Here is a 16,762-nt window from a genome sequence, read left to right on the forward strand (position 1 = left end):
AAAACCCTTACGATGAGGACAGTGGGTCGCGTCCGTCGCCGGAATACTGTTCAGGATCCAAATCGGCGACCGACACGCCGCTGCCGACCCACGGGCCAGTGTGTTGTCGTCCGCGCATCACCACCTTGGAATTCTGTTCGCCCGTGCCGTTTTCGGCTGGCAATACGGCAATTACCACCACGCTGACGTTGTCTTTTCCGCCGCGCTCATTGGCCAGAAGGATCAACTGCTTTGCAATCGTTTCGGGGCCGCTCTCCTCGAGCGATGCTTCCGCGATTTCCTCCGGATGGACGTGCAGCGTCAGCCCGTCCGAGCACAGAATCAGCCGATCTCCGACATCCAGCGCCACTTCGTACAGGTCGACGTCCATATCCATCGACTGCCCGAGCGCGCGATACAGGATGTTGCGCATCGGATGGTCTTCTGCCTCAGCCCGCGTGATGTGACCGGCAAGCACCATCGCTTCGACGAAGCTGTGGTCCACGGTAATCTGTTCAATGTGACCGGTATCGCCCTGTACTAGATAGGCGCGGCTGTCACCGACATGGCCGATGACTGCGCGCGTGCCGTGTACAAACGCCGACGTCACGGTCGTCCCCATCCCGCGCAGGTGCGGATGCAGGTCGGATTGACGCACGATAGCGCGGTTGGCCTGCGCGATGACGTCCTTCAATTTGTCGCCGACGACGATCGGGTCGACGACGTGCGCCGGCGCGGAGGGTTGCAGCTCGGTCGGCAGGAGCGCCTGATAGATCGTCTGCACGGCGATACGGCTCGCTTCTTCGCCTGCGACTGCCCCGCCCATGCCATCGGCCACCACCGCAAGGGCAATATCGTGCCGCGCCCACAACAGGACCGAATCCTCGTTGTTTTCACGTACGCGACCCGTATTCGACTGGGCGTCGCACGCCAAAGCAACGTGCGGCTGCAGATCCGTCATGGAGCGATCCTTCACTGAGCGACTGCACCTAATTGTATACCAGTTGTCTATGGCGGCAACGTTGATGGTCTATGCAATTGGCATGTACCGGCTGAAAGTCAGGGCACCCTGTCCGGTCGGGGTCAAACGTGCTAACCTTCTCCCATTAACCCAAGTTTATCCCAAACCGGTCGACAGACGATGACAACTGCGCCCCTGACCGATTTGTACCGGCTGGAAGACACCATCGACACTTACGCGCTCGGCCATTACGCGCGCGTCGTCGCTGCTGGTGACCGGCGTGGCAACAAGACGGTCGCGTTCAAGGTCATGCGCTCGGAGCACGTGAACCGTGACGGCGACATGAAGTGGGAATTCAAGGCGTTTCACAACGAGGCGGCGCTCTTGCAGCGCCTCGCCGCCAGTCCGTCGCTGGTTCGCATGCACGACTGCGGCTATATCGAATCTTCGACCGAGCTGCCCGTCAAAGGTCAGATCGCGTCGTTCGGAATCGACGTGGCCGAGTTTACCGACGCCGCCGCGAAGTACGCCGCCGAAGGCTGGCGCCCGTACTTGGCGCTGGACATGCTGCCGCGCCACAACAACCTGCTGTACGTCATGAAGCCCAATCAGCCGGGGACGCGCTGGCGTTTGCCGACCGAAGAGGGTATCGCACTGGCGATGCAGTTCGCCCAGTTTCTACAGGTGGCGCATCAGAACCGCGTGGTCTATCTCGATCACAAGCTTGAACACGTGTATTGGGACGGTGCGCGCCTGCACGTGATCGACCTCAACAGCTCGCGCGCGTTGAACGGCGCGTCCGCCGACGCACAGCAATTCAAGGCCGACATTCACAACTTCTGCGTGGGCATCCTTTATCCCGTATTCACCGGCATCTCGGCGATCACCGGCGGCCTGCGCGCTACGCCGAGCAGCATGGCGGAAGTCGAAGCACGCTACAAAGACATCCTTGTGCTCGATTTCGGCGTCGAGCCCAGCCTGAGTCCGGCGGTTCAGCAGGTGATTCAGCGCGGTGCGGCTATGGAGTACGATACGGTCGACGACCTGATCGTCGAACTCAACAAGACGGCTTCGCTGCATGGCTGGGATACGCCGCACGGTGAAAACACGCCCGCGTGCCGCGCCGCCCGCGATCACGTCCGGCAGGGGCTGAAGAAGCTGCGGCAGGGACAGGACTCGATCCGCGAGGCGCGCGACGTGCTGCGCGAAGCCCTCATCATCGACGACATCACGCCCGACATCGAGGACGAACTGCGCCGGGTGCTGCTGGCCGTCAACGCGATGTTGAACGCCCGGGTGATCCCCTAGCCGTCTAGCGCACGCCCATCGCCGGCATCTGTACCGTCCAGCGTGTACCCTTACCCGGCGTGCTCGTCACGCGGATGGAACCGCCCAGCGCCGCCAGCAGGCTGTATGCGATCGCCACGCCGAGGCCGCTTCCCTTGTAGGACCGCACGACTTCGTTATCGGCCCGGAAGTACGGCTGGCCCAACTGTGCCACTTCCGCCTCGTTCATGCCGATGCCGTTGTCGCTGATGATAATGTGAAGCGCGGCGTTTTCGGCAGCAGCGGTCAGTTCGACCTTGCCGCCCTCCGCCGGCGAATAGCGCAGGCCGTTCTCGACCAGCTTGGCGAGCGCCATCGACAGGTGTTCGCCGTCGGTTTGCAGCATCGGCAGCCCGCTCGGAACATCCGCCTTGAACGACCGGCCGAGTTCTTCGATCGCCGGCTCGACCCGCTTCTCGACCATCATGGCGACGTTCTTGACCGTGTCGAGCTTGGGCTTGATCGGCAGCACGCCGCTGCGCAGTTTGTTCAGCACGCTGAAATCGGCCAGCAGCAGTTCCATCCGCCGCGAGTTGGCGCGCACCACGCCCAGCAGCTTGAGCTGCATCTCGCTCAGGGCGCCGCCCATTTCGGGTTTGGCCAGCATGTCCGAGTAGCCGCGAATGCTGGTCATCGGCGTGCGCAGCTCGTGGATAGCCGTCTTCCAGAAGTCCGCGTTTTCGGTCATCATCGAGCGCAGATCGGTCCCGATCGCCGCACGCGTGCGCTCGGCTTCGACCGCGTCCAACATCCGCCCGAGCACTTCGAGCTGCCCCACATCGACCGTCCCGCCGGAACGGGCCGACTGCATGATAGCCGTCAGGTGGTCGCGCGCTTTCTTGAGATCGACACTCATCCCCAATACCCTTCGTATGCCCAGCACCGCTCGTGCGGAGGCCGCGTGCCGCCGCGGGTGAAGTAGGCTGTAATGCGCGCCTCCATGTCCTCCAGCGACGCCCAAAACGTGCTGATCTGAGAGGTGTAACACGCTATCGCATCCATCTTAGCACGCATATCCTGCGCGGAGAGTTGAAACGGCAAGAGCGACAGCGCGCCGGTCGTCGACTCAAGCGCGGCATCGACCGCTTCGGCCGACTCGCTGTACGGGTAATCCTCGTACAACCACAAGCGCACCCCGTTTAAGCGGGCTGCAATCGACAGGCTCCACTGCTTCACCGCCTGATGGTCGACATGGTTACCGACCGCAAGCGGCGCATAGATGTCGGTCGCCTGCCCGATCCTATCGAGCAGGTCGGCCGGGACCCCGCTGCGGGCCGGGTCCGCACCGTGAAGCGGCCCGAAGATCGCCTCGCCTGTCTCATACAGGGCCGCCGCGTCCGCATCGACACGGTAAATGCAGTCGGGGATATCGAGAAACGCGATGCGTGCGCCGAGGACGCGCGCCGCCGCTTCATCCTCGCGCCGCCGCACCACGCTGGCCGCCTCGCCCACGTCCCAGCGCGCGTGCAGCTCATGGATCAGAGGCGTATCGGGGATCGGCGGGCGCGGATCGCCGCACATGGTCGTGACGATCAAGACCTCCTGCCCGGACGCGGTCAACTGGTGGATTCGCCCGCCGAGGCTGAGCGGTGCATCGTCCGAGTGTGGCGAGAGGACGACGTGCATTATCAGGATTTGCCACGTTTAGGTGATGCGGCCTTCTTCGGCTTGGCCGGTTCGAGGGCAGCGAAGTGGTCGCAGTAGGCAGTCAGCGGGCAGCGCTCGCAGTGGGCAACGCGCGCCGTACACGTGTCGCGCCCGTGCCGGATGAGGTAAATGTGGCCGGCATAATGCCACTCGACCGGGAACAGGCTTTCCATAACCGGGTGGGCCTTGTCGGCGGTGATGCCGTTGGGCAGCAGTCCGATGCGCTGGCCGACGCGGTGAACGTGCGTGTCAACCGGAAACGACGGACGACCGAACGCGAAGCAAAGCACGATGGCCGCGGTTTTCGGCCCGATGCCTTCGAACGACGTCAAGTACGCGCGCGCCTCATCGAGCGACATCTCGGCCAAATGGTCGATGTTGTACGCGCCGCGTTCGTCGTAGATGCGCTCCAATACGCGCTGGATGCGCGGCGCCTTCTGGTTACTCAGCCCGGCCGGGCGCAGCACGTCCACCAACTCCGGCGTCGGCGCGTCGACCACGTCCTGCCACGTCGGATACTTAGCCTTCATCGCATAGAACCCGCGGTCGCGGTTAGCGTCGTTGGTGTTCTGGCTCAGGATACAGCTCACCAGTTCGTCCATCGGGTCGACGCCGGGCTGCCATTCGAGGTCGCCATAGACCTTGTGCAGCGCGTCGAACACCGGTTTGACCTTCGCCTTGCGCCGTTTCTCGTCGCTTGTCTGTCCTGCCATGCGCTTGCCTGCCCTCACGTTCCGGAAATCTGTCCCATATACGTCAACTGCGCGACCTGCTGCACGCGCCCGTCCGAGGTGCGTACCTTCCATGTCCCGGCCCGGTTAGGGGAGATCAACAGCACGGCGCCGTCGTTCTCCGTCCACGCCACCGGCCTCAGCACGCCTTCTTGCGGCACGGTCAGCGGCGTTTGCGTCATTTCGGTCAGGTCGACCCGCATGATGACCGTCGAGGTCTGCGCCGAACCCGAGCCTAACCCGGACAGCGCCGTCTGCGCGTATACGGCGAAGCGGCCGTCTGGAGCGATCAAGACATCCCCAGCAACCGAATATCCGCCGCTGTTGGAAGCGGGGATCGACCACTCGGTGCCGGTCGCAAGGCGAACGACCCGCACGTCGAACCCGCCGGCCTGCTGGCTGACGGCAAGGCGCAGGAAGTACCCGCTGCCGAACCCCGCGCCGGTGAAGTCGCCCGGCTCTCCGGGCAGGAACGCGAACGTCTCGCCGGGGCGTTCGGCGCTCAGGTCAAGCTGGAATAGGCCCGCATACTGCGGAAACAGCGTCAGCGTGTCGAGGCCGTCGGGCTGATAGTCGAGGTATAGAATCGAGTCGTCTGGGCTGAACGCGACCGGACGGGCCCGCAAGCCGTCACCGCGGGTCTCCTCGAATACGGTGCGCTGATCTTCGCCGCTGATGTCGGCGACGTTCGTTACGGTCGTCAGCGCGCCGCCCCCTCCCCGCACGATTGTCCACGCGATGCGCTTGCCGTCTGCGCTGACAGCCCAATCGACCCGCGCGTCCTGTGGGTCGAGCGTGATGAACGGGTGCGGCCTGCTGCGCCCGTCCGGCCCGATCAGGACGACCGAACGCGTCGACGGGTCGTAGGTCATGACCGCATCGCTCAACACGGCGAATGTCGAGCCGTCCGTCTGTACCGACTGCTCTTCGCCGGTCGCCAAATCGACAAACACCAGCGTGGCGCGTGCGCCGCGTTCGATGAACACAGCCGCAGAGCGCAGGGTCTGGGCCGTGCTGCCCAGCGCCACGCAAACCAACGCCACCAGTACGGCGATTGCCTTACGCACGCAGTTGCTCCAGAAGTCTCGGCAGCATCTCGCCGGACGGGCCTCGCAGGTACACGTTCGCAATCCGCGAGATGTCGGTCGCCTCGGGATTAACCTCGATGACGACCGCACCGTTCTGTGCCGCGGTGTACGGCATGCTGGCCGCCGGAAACACCAAGCCAGATGTCCCGACAACGAGCATGACATCGCACTCTTCGGCCGCGTCCTGAGCGACGATCAGATCGTTCAAGTCGAGCATTTCGCCGAACCAGACCACGTTCGGGCGCAGCCAAGCGCCGCAGTGGGGGCAAGTGGGGGGCGGCTGCTCGCCGTTGACGTACGCTTGCGGCTCGATCAACGTGGGCGCGCCCTGACAGTCCGCAAAGCATTTGGTTTCGCTCAGCCGCCCATGCAGGTGGCACACGTTGGTGCTGCCAGCGCGCTCGTGCAGATCGTCCACGTTCTGCGTGATCAAGTCCCACCGTTCAAACAGCGGCTCGAGTTGCGCGAGCGCGACATGGCCGGGGTTTGGCTGGACGTACGCGAGCTGCGCGCGCCGTTCTTCGTACCACGTCCACACCGTCGCGGGATCGCGCCGGAAGCCGTCCGGCGAGGCGAGTTCCTCGAACGAGTAGTTCGACCACAGGCCGGTCAGCGCGTCGCGGTACGTCGGGACGCCCGACTCCTTGCTGACTCCGGCGCCGGTAAGCACCGCGACGTGACGCGCCTGCCGCAAGTACGAGGCCGCACGCTCCAGATCGCCGTCCATCGACTAGCTCAGCCTTTCGACAATGGTGCCGGTCCCCATGCCGCCACCGCAGCACATCGTCTGCAAGCCAAAGCGCTTGTCGTGGGTATCGAGTGCGTTTAACAGCGTCGTCATCAGGCGCGCGCCGCTGGCCCCCAGCGGATGGCCGAGCGCTATCGCCCCGCCATGTACGTTGACCTTCGCCATGTCCGGCTCGAATTCCGATCGCCACATGGCGATCACCGCAGCGAATGCCTCGTTGACCTCGAACAGGTCGATGTTGGCGAACGCCATACCGGCGCGGGCCAGCGCCTTGCGCGTCGCGGCCAGCGGGCCGGTCAGCATCAGGTGCGGATCGCTGCCGACCGTAACCATCGACACGATGCGGGCCCGTGGTCTAAGGCCAAGGTGCTTGGCCCACGCCGACGTTGTGACGATCACCGCCGCCGCGCCGTCGGAGATCTGGCTGCTGTTACCGGCGGTCGTGACGCCGCTCTCGGAGAAGACCGGCTGAAGCGTCGCCATCTTGGCCAGATCGGCGTTCGGGCGGATGCCCTGATCATGGCTGACGGTCACCGGTGCGCCGGCTTCGTCCACACCGTCGATCGGCGCGATCTCTCGCGCGAATATGCCGGATTGCATGGCTTGTGCGGCATGGATGTGGCTGTGGTATCCGATCTCGTCCACCGCTGCACGGCTGATCCCCCACTTCTGCGCGATCTCGTCGGCGGCGAGACCCTGCGGGATCATGTTGTGGGTTTGCATGATGCGGTCGGTGAACGGCTGACCCCCATGCAAGCTGCTGCCCATCGGGACGCGCGACATGCTTTCGACGCCCCCGGCGATCACGACCTCGGCTTGCCCTGAGGCCACCATACCCGCGGCCAAGTGGATCGCCTGCTGGCTGCTGCCGCACTGGAAGTCGACCGTCGTCGCGGGGATCGAATCCGGCAGCCCGGCATCCAGCACCACGTTGCGGGCCAAGTTGAACGTCTGCTCGTGAGACTGCGAGACGCATCCCATGATGACGTGGTCGATTTCTTCGATCGGCAGGTTCGCCCGCGCGATGAGGTCGCAAACGACATGCGAACCCAGCCGCACGGGGTGAATCTCACGCAGGGCGCCGTTGCGACGACCCAGCGGCGTGCGCACCGCGTCAACAATCACGATATCGGTCATCTTCGATCATCCCGCCACTCATAAACCAGACACGCCGATGATACCGCATCGGCGTGTCTGCAGAACTGAATTTGGAATGAGACGCGTGCGGCCTTACTGCCGGCGTCTACGCGCTGCGATGATGATCACAAGGATGAGCAGCAGCAGCGCCATGCCTGCGATCACCGCGATCAGCGCGACCGAGCTTTCCGGCGCTTGCGTCCCTTGCGCGATAACGTCGGTCAGTTCGCTGGGCGTCGATGTCGGGTCAAACACGGTCGGCGTCGGCACGACGACATCGGTCGCCGGCGCTGGCGTAATGGTGACTGGCTCGGGCGTGTCGGTCGGTCCCGGCTCTTCGGTATCCGTCGCCGTCGGTTCGGCAGTGTCGGTCGAAGTAGGTTCGGCGGTGGATGTCGCGGTATCCGTAACCGGCGCCGGCGTCGTAGGCGCTTCGGTCAGCGCGACGCTCGTCTGCTCCGCCGCGGCCTGTGCGGTGGCCTGATCCTGCGCTTCGGCCGTCGCGGCTTGTTCGGTCGCCGCCGCATCCTCCGCTTGCGACGTGGCAAGCGCGTCGGCGGTTGCCTGCCGCAGCAGAGCCATTTCGGCCTGCGCGGTCGCGCGGTCTTCGGCGTCGGCGGTGACCTGGGCCTCGGCCGTCTGGCGCGCCACTGCGGTCTGCTCTGCATTCTCGGCATCGCGGGTGGCGGCAAGTGCGGTCACAGCGATACTCGTCGCGACGGATTGCGCCGACTCCCGCGCTTGTGCCGTCGCGCTAGAAGCAGCATCGAGCGTAACCTGCGCCGATTGAGTCGCCTCTGCTGCCTCAGTCGCCTGTGCCTCCACGGTGGCTTGCGCGCCCTGTGTCGCCACTGCGTCTTGAGTCTGCTGTGCTTCAACCGTGGACAATGCGTCTTGCGTCGCCTGCATGCTGATATCTGCCGCGGCGGTCGCGGTCAGTTCAGCGACAGCAGACGCCTCGACACTTAGCGATGCCTGTGCCTCCAAGGTCGCCTGCGCATCCGTCGTAGCTTGGGCATCCAGCGCTGCCTGTGCGTCTGCTGTGGCTTGCGCCTCGACCGTCGACAAAGCGGCCTGTGTAGCAGCGGCAAACCCGGTCGCCTCGGCATTCGCTGTCGCCCGCGCGGCACTCGTTGCGGCGAACTCGGCCGTCGACTGTGCCGCCGCGGTCGCGCCCGCATCGGATGTCGCAGCTGCGTCGGCGGTCGCCTGCGCGATGAAGGCAAGCGCTGCAGCCGTTTGCGTGATGTTGGGCGTGGCGGTCGCGGTCGGCGTCGCGGTCGGGAACAGCAGCGAGTCGACCTCGACGGCGAACTCTCGGGTGACGCGCTGGTTGAATGCGTTGACCACGTCGACCGTCAGGGTACTGCTGCCCGGCTGCGCAAACCAGCCCTCCGGCGAAGCGAGCAAGCTCAACGGCGCCGGCCCGGAGAGCACTTCGCGGCCGTCGGCCAACACGCGTACGGTCGCCTGATCGGATTGGCCGGCCACATCGACGGCAAGCTGGAATGGCCCGGTGATGACCTGTCCGTCGACCAATCCGTCGATCGATACCTCAGGCGGCAGAGCCGCAATCTGGACATCGAGCGCCGCCGAGCCGGTCGTACCGGCTGAGTCGGTGGCGAGGATCAGCACGCGCTGCGCGCCGGGAGCCAAGCTGGCAGGGTCGATCGTAAACGACGTTTCGGGCTGCGGCGCAAGCTGAAGCGTCTCGCCGGCCAGCGTGACGGCCAGTTCGACAATCTCGGTCTGGCCGCTGACGGTCAGCGCAACATCCGTCGGCTCGGCAAGCGGGCCGGGAAACGTGCTGGGCGACAACGCGATTCGTGGCGGGAGGGCTGCAATCTCGATTGTCTGGCTGACGGCGCCTTCGGCGCCGGACGCGTCGCGGGCGACGAATTCGATCGAATGCGCGCCCGGAGCAAACTCGAACGGATCAAGCGTGAATACGGCCGGGAACGCATCGAAAGCCGCGACCTGAGCGCCGTCGACACGTACGTCGACTTCCTGTACCTCGGTCTGACCTTCAACGTCGATCTGCACATCGACCGGCTCGCGGATTGCGCCGAGGGCTTGCAGGTCGGTGCCGAGCGTAATGCGCGCCGGGATGGCGGCGACCGTCACCGGCAGGCTGATGCTGCCGCTGTCGCCGTCGGCATCGGTGGCGACGACGTCGAGGGCGTAATCGCCGGGCGGCACGGTGAACGGATCGAAGGCCAGCGTATATGGCGGTTCGGCAAGGCTAAATGACTGACCGGCAAGCGAAAAGTCGACCGACGAGAGGGCTTGATCGGCGGTCACGTCGGCGATAAACGTGACTGGCGCGGCAAGCGGCGCGGTCGGGACAGGCGACACGCTGACGATCGGCACCGGGATTGGTGCGCGCACGGTCGCGGCATCGATGTTGGTCGACCCTCCGTCGATCTGCGCTTGCAGCGTAAACGGGTAGATCGTGCCGTCAAGCGGCGCGTCGAATTCCAGTGTCAGAATGTATTGGCTGCGGAAGAGCGCCGCCAGATCGGTGTAGATCGCCTCGAGGTCGTTCGGCGATGGCGACTCGTAGAACCGCGCGCTGCTCGACTCGGCCAGCGCCTCGAGGTAAGTGCGGTCGGTGCCGAAGCCGAGGCCAACCGCATACACCGGTACACCACGCACCGGCGAAAGCTCCGGCCCCGCCTCGCGCGGGTTGACACTCGCGCCGCCGTACTCGGCGCCGTCGCTGAGCAAGATGACGGTTCGCCGCGGGAAGGGCGCCTGCGCGGCCAACTCGATGCCATCGACGGCCGCATCGTACAGGGCCGTTTGTCCACCGGACCGCAAGGCATTGACCGCCGCCAGCGCGACGTTCTTGTCGGCTGTGAATCCTACGTCCACGCGAACGTCGTCGTTGAACGAAATCACGGCGACCTGATCGTTCGGGCCAAGCCGATTGATGAAGTCGCGCGCGGCGGCCACCGTGCGCTCAAGCGGCACGCCAGCCATACTGCCCGACGTGTCGATGACGAGGACGGTGGCGAACGGGAGGTCTTCCTCGGTTACGTTCTGTACGCTGACGATGCGCGCGACGTCCGCAAGGCGTCCGCCCAGATGGAAATCCTCAAGGGTGAGGCCGCGAACGGTTTGGCCGACGGTATCCTTGACATCGACGGTAATCGTAATTGTTGGCGCTTCAACGGCGTTGACGCCGGTAATCTCAAGTGTCGTGGACGCTGCGGTGGTGATGTCGGGCTGAAGCAAGAACGCCGGTAGGGCCAGCAGCGACACCAGCATTAGTACGGCGAAACGTTTCACGGGAGCCTCTCGCAGGGGAAATCCAATAGTATAGGCACGCAACCATTACGTGACGTTATACCCCACTTGACTCGCCTTGTCATCAATTCGGTAGACGCCCCTGACCATACCGTTATAATGGGGGCGAATCGCTGGAGGAACCCCCATGAAATTCGACCTCGAGACCGTACGCGGGATCGCCGAGCTTGCCAAGCTGGAACTGACCGAGGAAGAGATCGCCACCTATGCCGATCAACTCGCGCACATTCTGACCTACTTCGAGCACCTGCAGGAACTCGACACATCGCACATCGAACCGACCGCGTCGGTGCTGCCGTTCACGAACGTAATGCGCAAAGACGTGGCCCAGCCTGCGCTTGACCCGTCCGAAGTGATCGCCAACGCGCCCGACAGCGAGGACAACCAGTTCCGCGTCAGCGCCGTGCTGCCGGAATAACCGCATGACCCGCCGCCTTTTGTTCGCCCTCGTGGCGCTGGTCGCCACGGTTGGGCTGGTCGCAAGCCAAGACGCATCCCCCTCGCCCGCCCTGCTCGCGCAAATCGACGAGCTTGAACAGTGGACCACCGAGATTCGCGGCCTGCAAGCGTCGACGCCGGTCGATCGGCGCTTCCCCGGGCGCGGCGAAGTCGAGGCGTTCATCGCCGGCCAGCTTGACAATCCCGAGCTTCAGGACTACTACCGCGAGGCGCAGATCGCATACGTGGCGTTCGACCTGCTGCCAGCCGATCTCGATTTGGTGGGATCGCTGCAGACGCTGCTGGTCGCGCAGGTCGGCGGCTACTACGACACCGACACCAAGGCCATGAACACGCTGCTGATTACCGGCGGCGAACTCACCGACCGCCTGCCGCTGCTCGAACAAATCGTGTACGTGCACGAGTTCACACACGCGCTGCAGGATCAGAATTTCGATCTCGCGCAGCTCTTTGGCGGCGAGGACGACATCGCGTTCAGCACGCAGTACCCCGATCAAGCATTGGCAGTGCAGGCGCTGGTCGAAGGCGACGCGACCGAGGTGATGACCGTCTTCACGCAGCTGCTCACCGAAGAGCGGCCAGCCGAAGTCCTGCAAGATCTGTCTGCGCTGACGGGGATGATGGGATCGCTCGATATTCCGGCCGGTACACCGCCGATCCTCGAAGCCGAGCTGACCTTCCCGTATCTGACCGGACAGAAGTTCGTGCAGGCGCTGGTCGCCGCCGGGGGCTGGGCGCTGGTCGACGAGGCCTTTCGGAACCCGCCGCGCTCGTCCGAGCAGATCATCGATCCGGACGCGTATCTCTCCGGCGACGAGCCGATCGCGGTCGACCTGCTCGACGTCAGCAGCATCCTCGGTGAGGGCTGGACTCAGCGATTCGACCGTACCGGCGGTGAGTTCTTTCTGCGGCGGTACCTGAACACGCAGCTGTCATCCATTGCGGTGACGCGCGCCGCGGGCGGTTGGGGCGGCGACCGGTATCGCCTGTACACCGATGACGACGCCCGGTTCGCGTGGGTGTGGAAGTTGACGTGGGACACCACCAACGACGCCGAGCAGTTCGCGTCTGCGATCGACACGTTCATGACCGCGCGCTTCGGCGCCGAGCCGAGCGACGGATGTTGGTCAGGCAGCGACGGCGCGGCGTGCGTCGTTCAGAACGGCCCCGGCGGCGATACCGTGATTACCCGCGCACCGACACTCGAACTGGCGGTTGCGCTAAGGGAGGCCACAGGCTTCTAACCTGGCGACTGAGTCCGGCGTGTTCGGCCGCGCAACAGATACTCATCACCGTCAACGTCTTGCTCAGGGCCCCAGCGTGTAGCTGATCGGCGTCGACTCGTTGTCGCCTTCGTTGGTCTCGGGAATCTGGTTGTTCTCGTCGAGCCGGATAACGGCGGTGCGCCCCGTACCTGCCGGATACGTGTCCGTGAACCCCACCTGCACGATCTGTTCCTCGCCGGGGGCAAGGCCGCCGATTGCACCGGCCTCGACAATCTTGTTCCCGCTGTCGCTGCTGTTGACGATCGTAATCAAGGCAAAGAACCCGCCAGCTGGCTGATTGCCGGTGTTGCGCACGCGTACGAACGCAATCGCGGGCTGATTGGTGTTGATCTGGTTGATCCCGCCGCCGTTGATCATCCGCATTTCCCAGTTGACGACGATCAGGTTCGGGCCATCGCCGCTTGAGGCAGTCGGCTGTGCCGGGGCCGACGTCGGCTGGACGACCGGCGCGGGCGATGTCGCCGTAGCTGGCGGCAGCGTCGGGATCGGCGGGCCGGCCTCGCGCGGGAGCGAATCGACCGGGCCGTCGGTCTCCACGATCTGGCGGAAGACCCAGCCCTCGCCACCGGCGAAACGGACCTTGAGCCACGTCCCGTCAGTGTTAAGCGCAAGAATCTCGGTCGATTGGCCGGCTTGGAACGTGCCTAACGGCGGCTCAAAATTGGTGCTTGGCCCACGCCGCACGTTGACGATGCCTTGGAAGCGCGCGGTTGGCACGGTCGATGTCGCGCTGACAGCCGCGGTCGGGCCGGGTGGCAGCGTCGATGTCGGCGTCTGCGATACACTGCCGGCCTGAGTCGGCGGGCGCGGCGTGGCCGACGGCTGCACCGACGGCACGGCCGTCGTGGCCTGAACGGTCAGCGTCGCTGAAAGCGTGTTGGTAGCTTGCGGTGTACGGGTGGGCAGCGAGTCGATCACGTTGATCGTCACCGCCGCCGGATCGCTGGGCGCGCCCTCTGCACGGAACGCGCGCGCCTCGATGCGGTAGGTACCGGCGTCTTCCGGCGTAAACGATTGTGTAACACCAAACGCAGAGGCGCCGGTCGGGTTCGGCTCGGGCAGCATCGCCAGCAGCACGCCATCCACGCTCACTTCTACGCGGTCGATGTCCGGGCCAGCGTTGACGACCTGCACCTGCACGTTGACGGAGACGCCTTGCAGGTACGTCGCGTTCGCCAGCGGCGCGGTGATGCGCACCTGCGGGGCGCCGGCAAACTGCGGGATTGCCTCGGCTTGTTGGCCGGGCAGGCTGAGGGTACAGCCCGCGGCAACCAGCAGGATACAGAGCAGAGTTACGGTTGTCAGACGGAGCATAGATCAAGGCCTTCAGCGCTTGCGCGTGCCTCAAAACTCTACTTGATCACACCCCGACGCGCGAGTGGCGATTACCCACCGGCAGAGAAATCCCCGCCTAGTGCGCTCAGCGTGCCGACTTCCTGTACCTTGACCGCCACCCCGTCCAGCTCGTCGGGGATACGCTCGTCCGGCGACAGGTCGTCCTGTGGCACCTTGATCGACACCAACACGACGATGCAGTAGTACACGACGTCGGCTGTACCGTCGCCGTCGTAGTCCAGCGTGCCGATTGACACGCCGACGACGTACGGCTTGTGCAGTAGATAATCGGTATAGCGCTCCTGAACAGCCTTGACGTAGTCGATGGATGCGCTGTAGGCGTAATCCGTCATCGCTGTACCCTCCGCAGGCAACTGCCTGACTGCTAGAACGTCGCGTTGAGCGCCGCCAGCACGACATCGATGGGCGTGAAGATAGTCGCCATGGCCGACCCGGCAAACAACAGCCCGACGGCCTTGTTCTCTGATCCGTCGACCACCAGCGACCCCGAGTCGCCGCCCTGACTGAACGGCTGGGTGATGACCTGCCCGGTGAAGCGCGCCGTGCGCGGGCCGCGCACTGTGACATAGCCGACGTTGACCGTGGCATTGAGCAGGGTGATCATCGACTGGGTGTAGTCGGTGGTGCGGCCGGCTTTACGCACCGCCATGCCGATCTGCGGCGCTTTGGTGCCGGTGATGGTGCCGATATGCCGGATGTCGGTCGAAAACGCCGTCGGATCGTTCGGTTTGGCCAGCGCGGCATCGAGCGCGTTGTCGACGGCGACCTGCGCCTTGACCGAGATGCTCGCTGAGGCGGTGGCTGCCTGCGACGCCGCAGCCTCTACAACACGGCGGTCGCTGCCGCCCATGCGTGCAACGGCGTTGGTCAGCGCCACCAGCGCCGATACCGCCGCGTTACACCCGCCGGGCTGCGGATTGGGCGTCGGGGTCGGATTGCCTGGGTCAGGCAGTGGATTGTCGGCGTCCTCGATGTACCGGATCGGGACATAACGTTCTAGCGTTGCGACCGCATCGCCGGGGTTCTGTCCGCTGTCGGCCGGGCCGGGCTGCAAGATCGAGTCCCCGACCTGCGCGTCGTTGCTGTTGGCGAACACGTGGTTGTTACTCAGAAGCAGCTTCTCGCCGGTGATCCGGTCTTTGACGACCGCGCCGAGCGTGCCGGCGGTGATGGCGAAATGCCCGCTGCTGACACCGGGCGGAATCGTCGGGCGGAAGCGCGAGGTCGGCGGCAGCAGCTGCAGCGCCTTGAGCTGGCCGACTTCGTATACGTCTGTTGGGATGTCATCGATCTGGCGCGGGATGCGGGCATCGGCCGACAGCGCCGTGAGCGGCACCTTACGCTCGACCAGCGCGACCAGCGCCATCGTATCGGTCCATGTCCCGTTGCTTTCCTTGAGGCCCACGGCCACGCCGACCACGTTCGGCTTTGACAGAATCTGGCTCTCAAACGTCGCCTGTACTTGCAGCACGTGCTGTAATACGGTCATACGATCCCCCTTCCGCGTCTGACTTGTATTGTAACCCTTTTCGCTTTGCGCCGTGCTATACTGAGCCGCGATGCAAACGACGGCGCGACTGTTGGCTGGATTGATCTTGGCACTGGTCCTCGCAGGCTGTGGGACCGGTGCGGTTGTGTTTGCCCCGACTCCGCTGCCGCCCGACCTGTCGCCACGCGCGATAAACCATCCGTCCGGCGCGTTCTCGCTGCAGGTGCCCCCGGACTGGGCCGTCTACGCGCAGGAATCAAACGCCATCGCCAGCATGGCGTTCAGCCCGCCCGGCTACGACTCACCTGTACTCACCGCCGCGTCGATCGTGCTGGCACAGCCCGGCGACGTTGAGCAGCTTGCCAACGACTACCAGACGATTCACCGGCCCGACCTGCGCCGGTATGTCGAGACGGCGCGCGAACAACAGCTCGACGGATCGTGGCGCTTCAGCGGCGTGCGCACCCTCAGCGACGGGTCGCAAATCCCACTGAACACGTTTTTCGCGCTCAACGGGGCGCAGGTGCTGCTGGTCGAGGCGGTCGTCACATCGGATGAGGCGCTGCGCGCATCGAACGAATACGCGGTCAACTCGATCCGGCCCGGTCTCGCGCCAACCTTAACCACGTCCGACCTGTCGGCGCTGTCGTTCGTCAACACCGCTGCCTACGAAATCCTCAACACGGCGGCGTGGACGAACCAGACCGGCGTGCTGTTCGTGACCGGCGAGATCGCCAATCACACCGCGCTCGCCCTGCAACCGATCCCGGTGCGGGTCGCGCTGCTGGACTCGGCTGGTGGCGTCGTGATCGAAGCCAGCGACGACACGATGGGTTATGCGGTGAAGGCGGGCGGTTTCGCGCCCTTCAGCCTGCGGTTCGGTCAGGGTCAACCCATCGACACGGTGCGCTTCCGTGTGCTGCTGGGCGACGATCCGACCCGCGCATTGGGCGATACCGTCGTCGGCGCGCCGGATTTGTCGTGGACGGACGAGTCGACATTTACGCCCGAGGGCCACCTGATCGTCAGCGGGACGGTGACCAACACGGGCAACCTCCCCGTGCGCGACCCTCTGGCAGTGATCACCGTGTTCGACAGCTCAGGCGACGTCATCGGCGCGTGGTTCCAGCCGCTGCTCACGCCGGTCATCGGTGCAGGCGAGACCGTGCCGTACGAGGTGCGGGTGCTCGAATTGGGCGGCGGCGCACGCAACTACATCGTCGATATGCAGGCGCGAGGGGGCTGA

The 16,762-nt window shown here is 64.8% G+C and carries 15 protein-coding genes; 4 read left to right on the forward strand and 11 right to left on the reverse strand.

The window, feature by feature from the left end:
- Positions 1-7: 7 nt before the first annotated feature.
- Entirely contained in the window at positions 8-940 is a 933-nt protein-coding gene (locus tag IPM16_17660; protein MBK9124925.1) for a Stp1/IreP family PP2C-type Ser/Thr phosphatase, read from the reverse strand.
- Between the two features lie 180 nt (positions 941-1,120).
- Here IPM16_17660 and IPM16_17665 point away from each other — a divergent pair, with 180 nt between their 5' ends.
- Positions 1,121-2,248 (forward strand): hypothetical protein, encoded by a 1,128-nt coding sequence (locus IPM16_17665; GenBank protein MBK9124926.1) that lies wholly within the window; start codon positions 1,121-1,123, stop codon positions 2,246-2,248.
- 4 nt (positions 2,249-2,252) lie between these two features.
- Here the strand turns inward: IPM16_17665 and IPM16_17670 are convergent, their stop codons facing one another.
- The 7 genes from IPM16_17670 to IPM16_17700 form a co-directional block, all read right to left on the reverse strand.
- Complete coding sequence (locus IPM16_17670) at positions 2,253-3,122, reverse strand: HAMP domain-containing histidine kinase (protein MBK9124927.1); 870 nt, start codon at positions 3,120-3,122, stop codon at positions 2,253-2,255.
- Positions 3,119-3,892, reverse strand: a complete 774-nt coding sequence (locus IPM16_17675) for a PIG-L family deacetylase (GenBank protein MBK9124928.1) — start codon at positions 3,890-3,892, stop codon at positions 3,119-3,121. The genes IPM16_17670 and IPM16_17675 overlap by 4 nt, the downstream gene beginning before the upstream one ends.
- Before the next feature lie 2 nt (positions 3,893-3,894).
- Positions 3,895-4,626: an endonuclease III gene (locus IPM16_17680; protein ID MBK9124929.1), complete on the reverse strand. Its 732-nt coding sequence runs from the start codon at positions 4,624-4,626 to the stop codon at positions 3,895-3,897.
- A 14-nt stretch (positions 4,627-4,640) separates the two neighbouring features.
- Positions 4,641-5,711 (reverse strand): hypothetical protein, encoded by a 1,071-nt coding sequence (locus IPM16_17685; GenBank protein MBK9124930.1) that lies wholly within the window; start codon positions 5,709-5,711, stop codon positions 4,641-4,643.
- Positions 5,704-6,459: an NAD-dependent deacylase gene (locus IPM16_17690; GenBank protein ID MBK9124931.1), complete on the reverse strand. Its 756-nt coding sequence runs from the start codon at positions 6,457-6,459 to the stop codon at positions 5,704-5,706. Before IPM16_17690 ends, IPM16_17685 begins: the two co-directional genes overlap by 8 nt.
- A 3-nt stretch (positions 6,460-6,462) precedes the next feature.
- Positions 6,463-7,617 (reverse strand): thiolase family protein, encoded by a 1,155-nt coding sequence (locus IPM16_17695; protein ID MBK9124932.1) that lies wholly within the window; start codon positions 7,615-7,617, stop codon positions 6,463-6,465.
- Positions 7,618-7,710: 93 nt separating this feature from the next.
- Complete coding sequence (locus IPM16_17700; protein ID MBK9124933.1) at positions 7,711-10,908, reverse strand: VWA domain-containing protein; 3,198 nt, start codon at positions 10,906-10,908, stop codon at positions 7,711-7,713.
- A gap of 145 nt (positions 10,909-11,053) precedes the next feature.
- Here IPM16_17700 and gatC point away from each other — a divergent pair, with 145 nt between their 5' ends.
- Positions 11,054-11,344, forward strand: coding sequence for an Asp-tRNA(Asn)/Glu-tRNA(Gln) amidotransferase subunit GatC (gene gatC, locus IPM16_17705; GenBank protein MBK9124934.1), 291 nt, complete (start codon positions 11,054-11,056; stop codon positions 11,342-11,344).
- A gap of 4 nt (positions 11,345-11,348) precedes the next feature.
- Positions 11,349-12,629 carry a hypothetical protein gene (locus IPM16_17710; GenBank protein MBK9124935.1) on the forward strand — a complete coding sequence of 427 codons (1,281 nt, stop codon included), beginning with the start codon at positions 11,349-11,351 and terminating at the stop codon, positions 12,627-12,629.
- A gap of 63 nt (positions 12,630-12,692) precedes the next feature.
- Here IPM16_17710 and IPM16_17715 read toward each other — a convergent pair whose 3' ends face one another.
- The 3 genes from IPM16_17715 to IPM16_17725 form a co-directional block, all read right to left on the reverse strand.
- The gene (locus IPM16_17715; protein ID MBK9124936.1) at positions 12,693-13,985 is read right to left on the reverse strand and encodes an SH3 domain-containing protein; all 1,293 of its coding nucleotides are present in this window, start codon (positions 13,983-13,985) and stop codon (positions 12,693-12,695) included.
- Positions 13,986-14,056: 71 nt separating this feature from the next.
- Entirely contained in the window at positions 14,057-14,359 is a 303-nt protein-coding gene (locus IPM16_17720) for a hypothetical protein (GenBank protein ID MBK9124937.1), read from the reverse strand.
- 32 nt (positions 14,360-14,391) lie between these two features.
- Entirely contained in the window at positions 14,392-15,516 is a 1,125-nt protein-coding gene (locus IPM16_17725; GenBank protein ID MBK9124938.1) for a hypothetical protein, read from the reverse strand.
- A gap of 70 nt (positions 15,517-15,586) precedes the next feature.
- Between IPM16_17725 and IPM16_17730 the strand changes: the two genes are divergently transcribed.
- Entirely contained in the window at positions 15,587-16,762 is a 1,176-nt protein-coding gene (locus IPM16_17730; GenBank protein ID MBK9124939.1) for a hypothetical protein, read from the forward strand.

The sequence above is a fragment of the Candidatus Flexicrinis affinis genome, assembly GCA_016716525.1.
Classification (GTDB): Bacteria; Chloroflexota; Anaerolineae; order Aggregatilineales; family Phototrophicaceae; genus Flexicrinis; species Flexicrinis affinis.

Bases quoted from the DNA above. Each gene is read 5' to 3' on its own strand.
- IPM16_17660 (MBK9124925.1), bottom strand. From the start codon at position 940: ATGACGGATCTGCAGCCGCACGTTGCTTTGGCGTGCGACGCCCAGTCG.
- IPM16_17665 (MBK9124926.1), top strand. From the start codon at position 1,121: ATGACAACTGCGCCCCTGACCGATTTGTACCGGCTGGAAGACACCATC.
- IPM16_17670 (MBK9124927.1), bottom strand. From the start codon at position 3,122: ATGAGTGTCGATCTCAAGAAAGCGCGCGACCACCTGACGGCTATCATG.
- IPM16_17675 (MBK9124928.1), bottom strand. From the start codon at position 3,892: ATGCACGTCGTCCTCTCGCCACACTCGGACGATGCACCGCTCAGCCTC.
- IPM16_17680 (MBK9124929.1), bottom strand. From the start codon at position 4,626: ATGGCAGGACAGACAAGCGACGAGAAACGGCGCAAGGCGAAGGTCAAA.
- IPM16_17690 (MBK9124931.1), bottom strand. From the start codon at position 6,459: ATGGACGGCGATCTGGAGCGTGCGGCCTCGTACTTGCGGCAGGCGCGT.
- IPM16_17695 (MBK9124932.1), bottom strand. From the start codon at position 7,617: ATGACCGATATCGTGATTGTTGACGCGGTGCGCACGCCGCTGGGTCGT.
- gatC (MBK9124934.1), top strand. From the start codon at position 11,054: ATGAAATTCGACCTCGAGACCGTACGCGGGATCGCCGAGCTTGCCAAG.
- IPM16_17710 (MBK9124935.1), top strand. From the start codon at position 11,349: ATGACCCGCCGCCTTTTGTTCGCCCTCGTGGCGCTGGTCGCCACGGTT.
- IPM16_17715 (MBK9124936.1), bottom strand. From the start codon at position 13,985: ATGCTCCGTCTGACAACCGTAACTCTGCTCTGTATCCTGCTGGTTGCC.
- IPM16_17720 (MBK9124937.1), bottom strand. From the start codon at position 14,359: ATGACGGATTACGCCTACAGCGCATCCATCGACTACGTCAAGGCTGTT.
- IPM16_17725 (MBK9124938.1), bottom strand. From the start codon at position 15,516: ATGACCGTATTACAGCACGTGCTGCAAGTACAGGCGACGTTTGAGAGC.
- IPM16_17730 (MBK9124939.1), top strand. From the start codon at position 15,587: ATGCAAACGACGGCGCGACTGTTGGCTGGATTGATCTTGGCACTGGTC.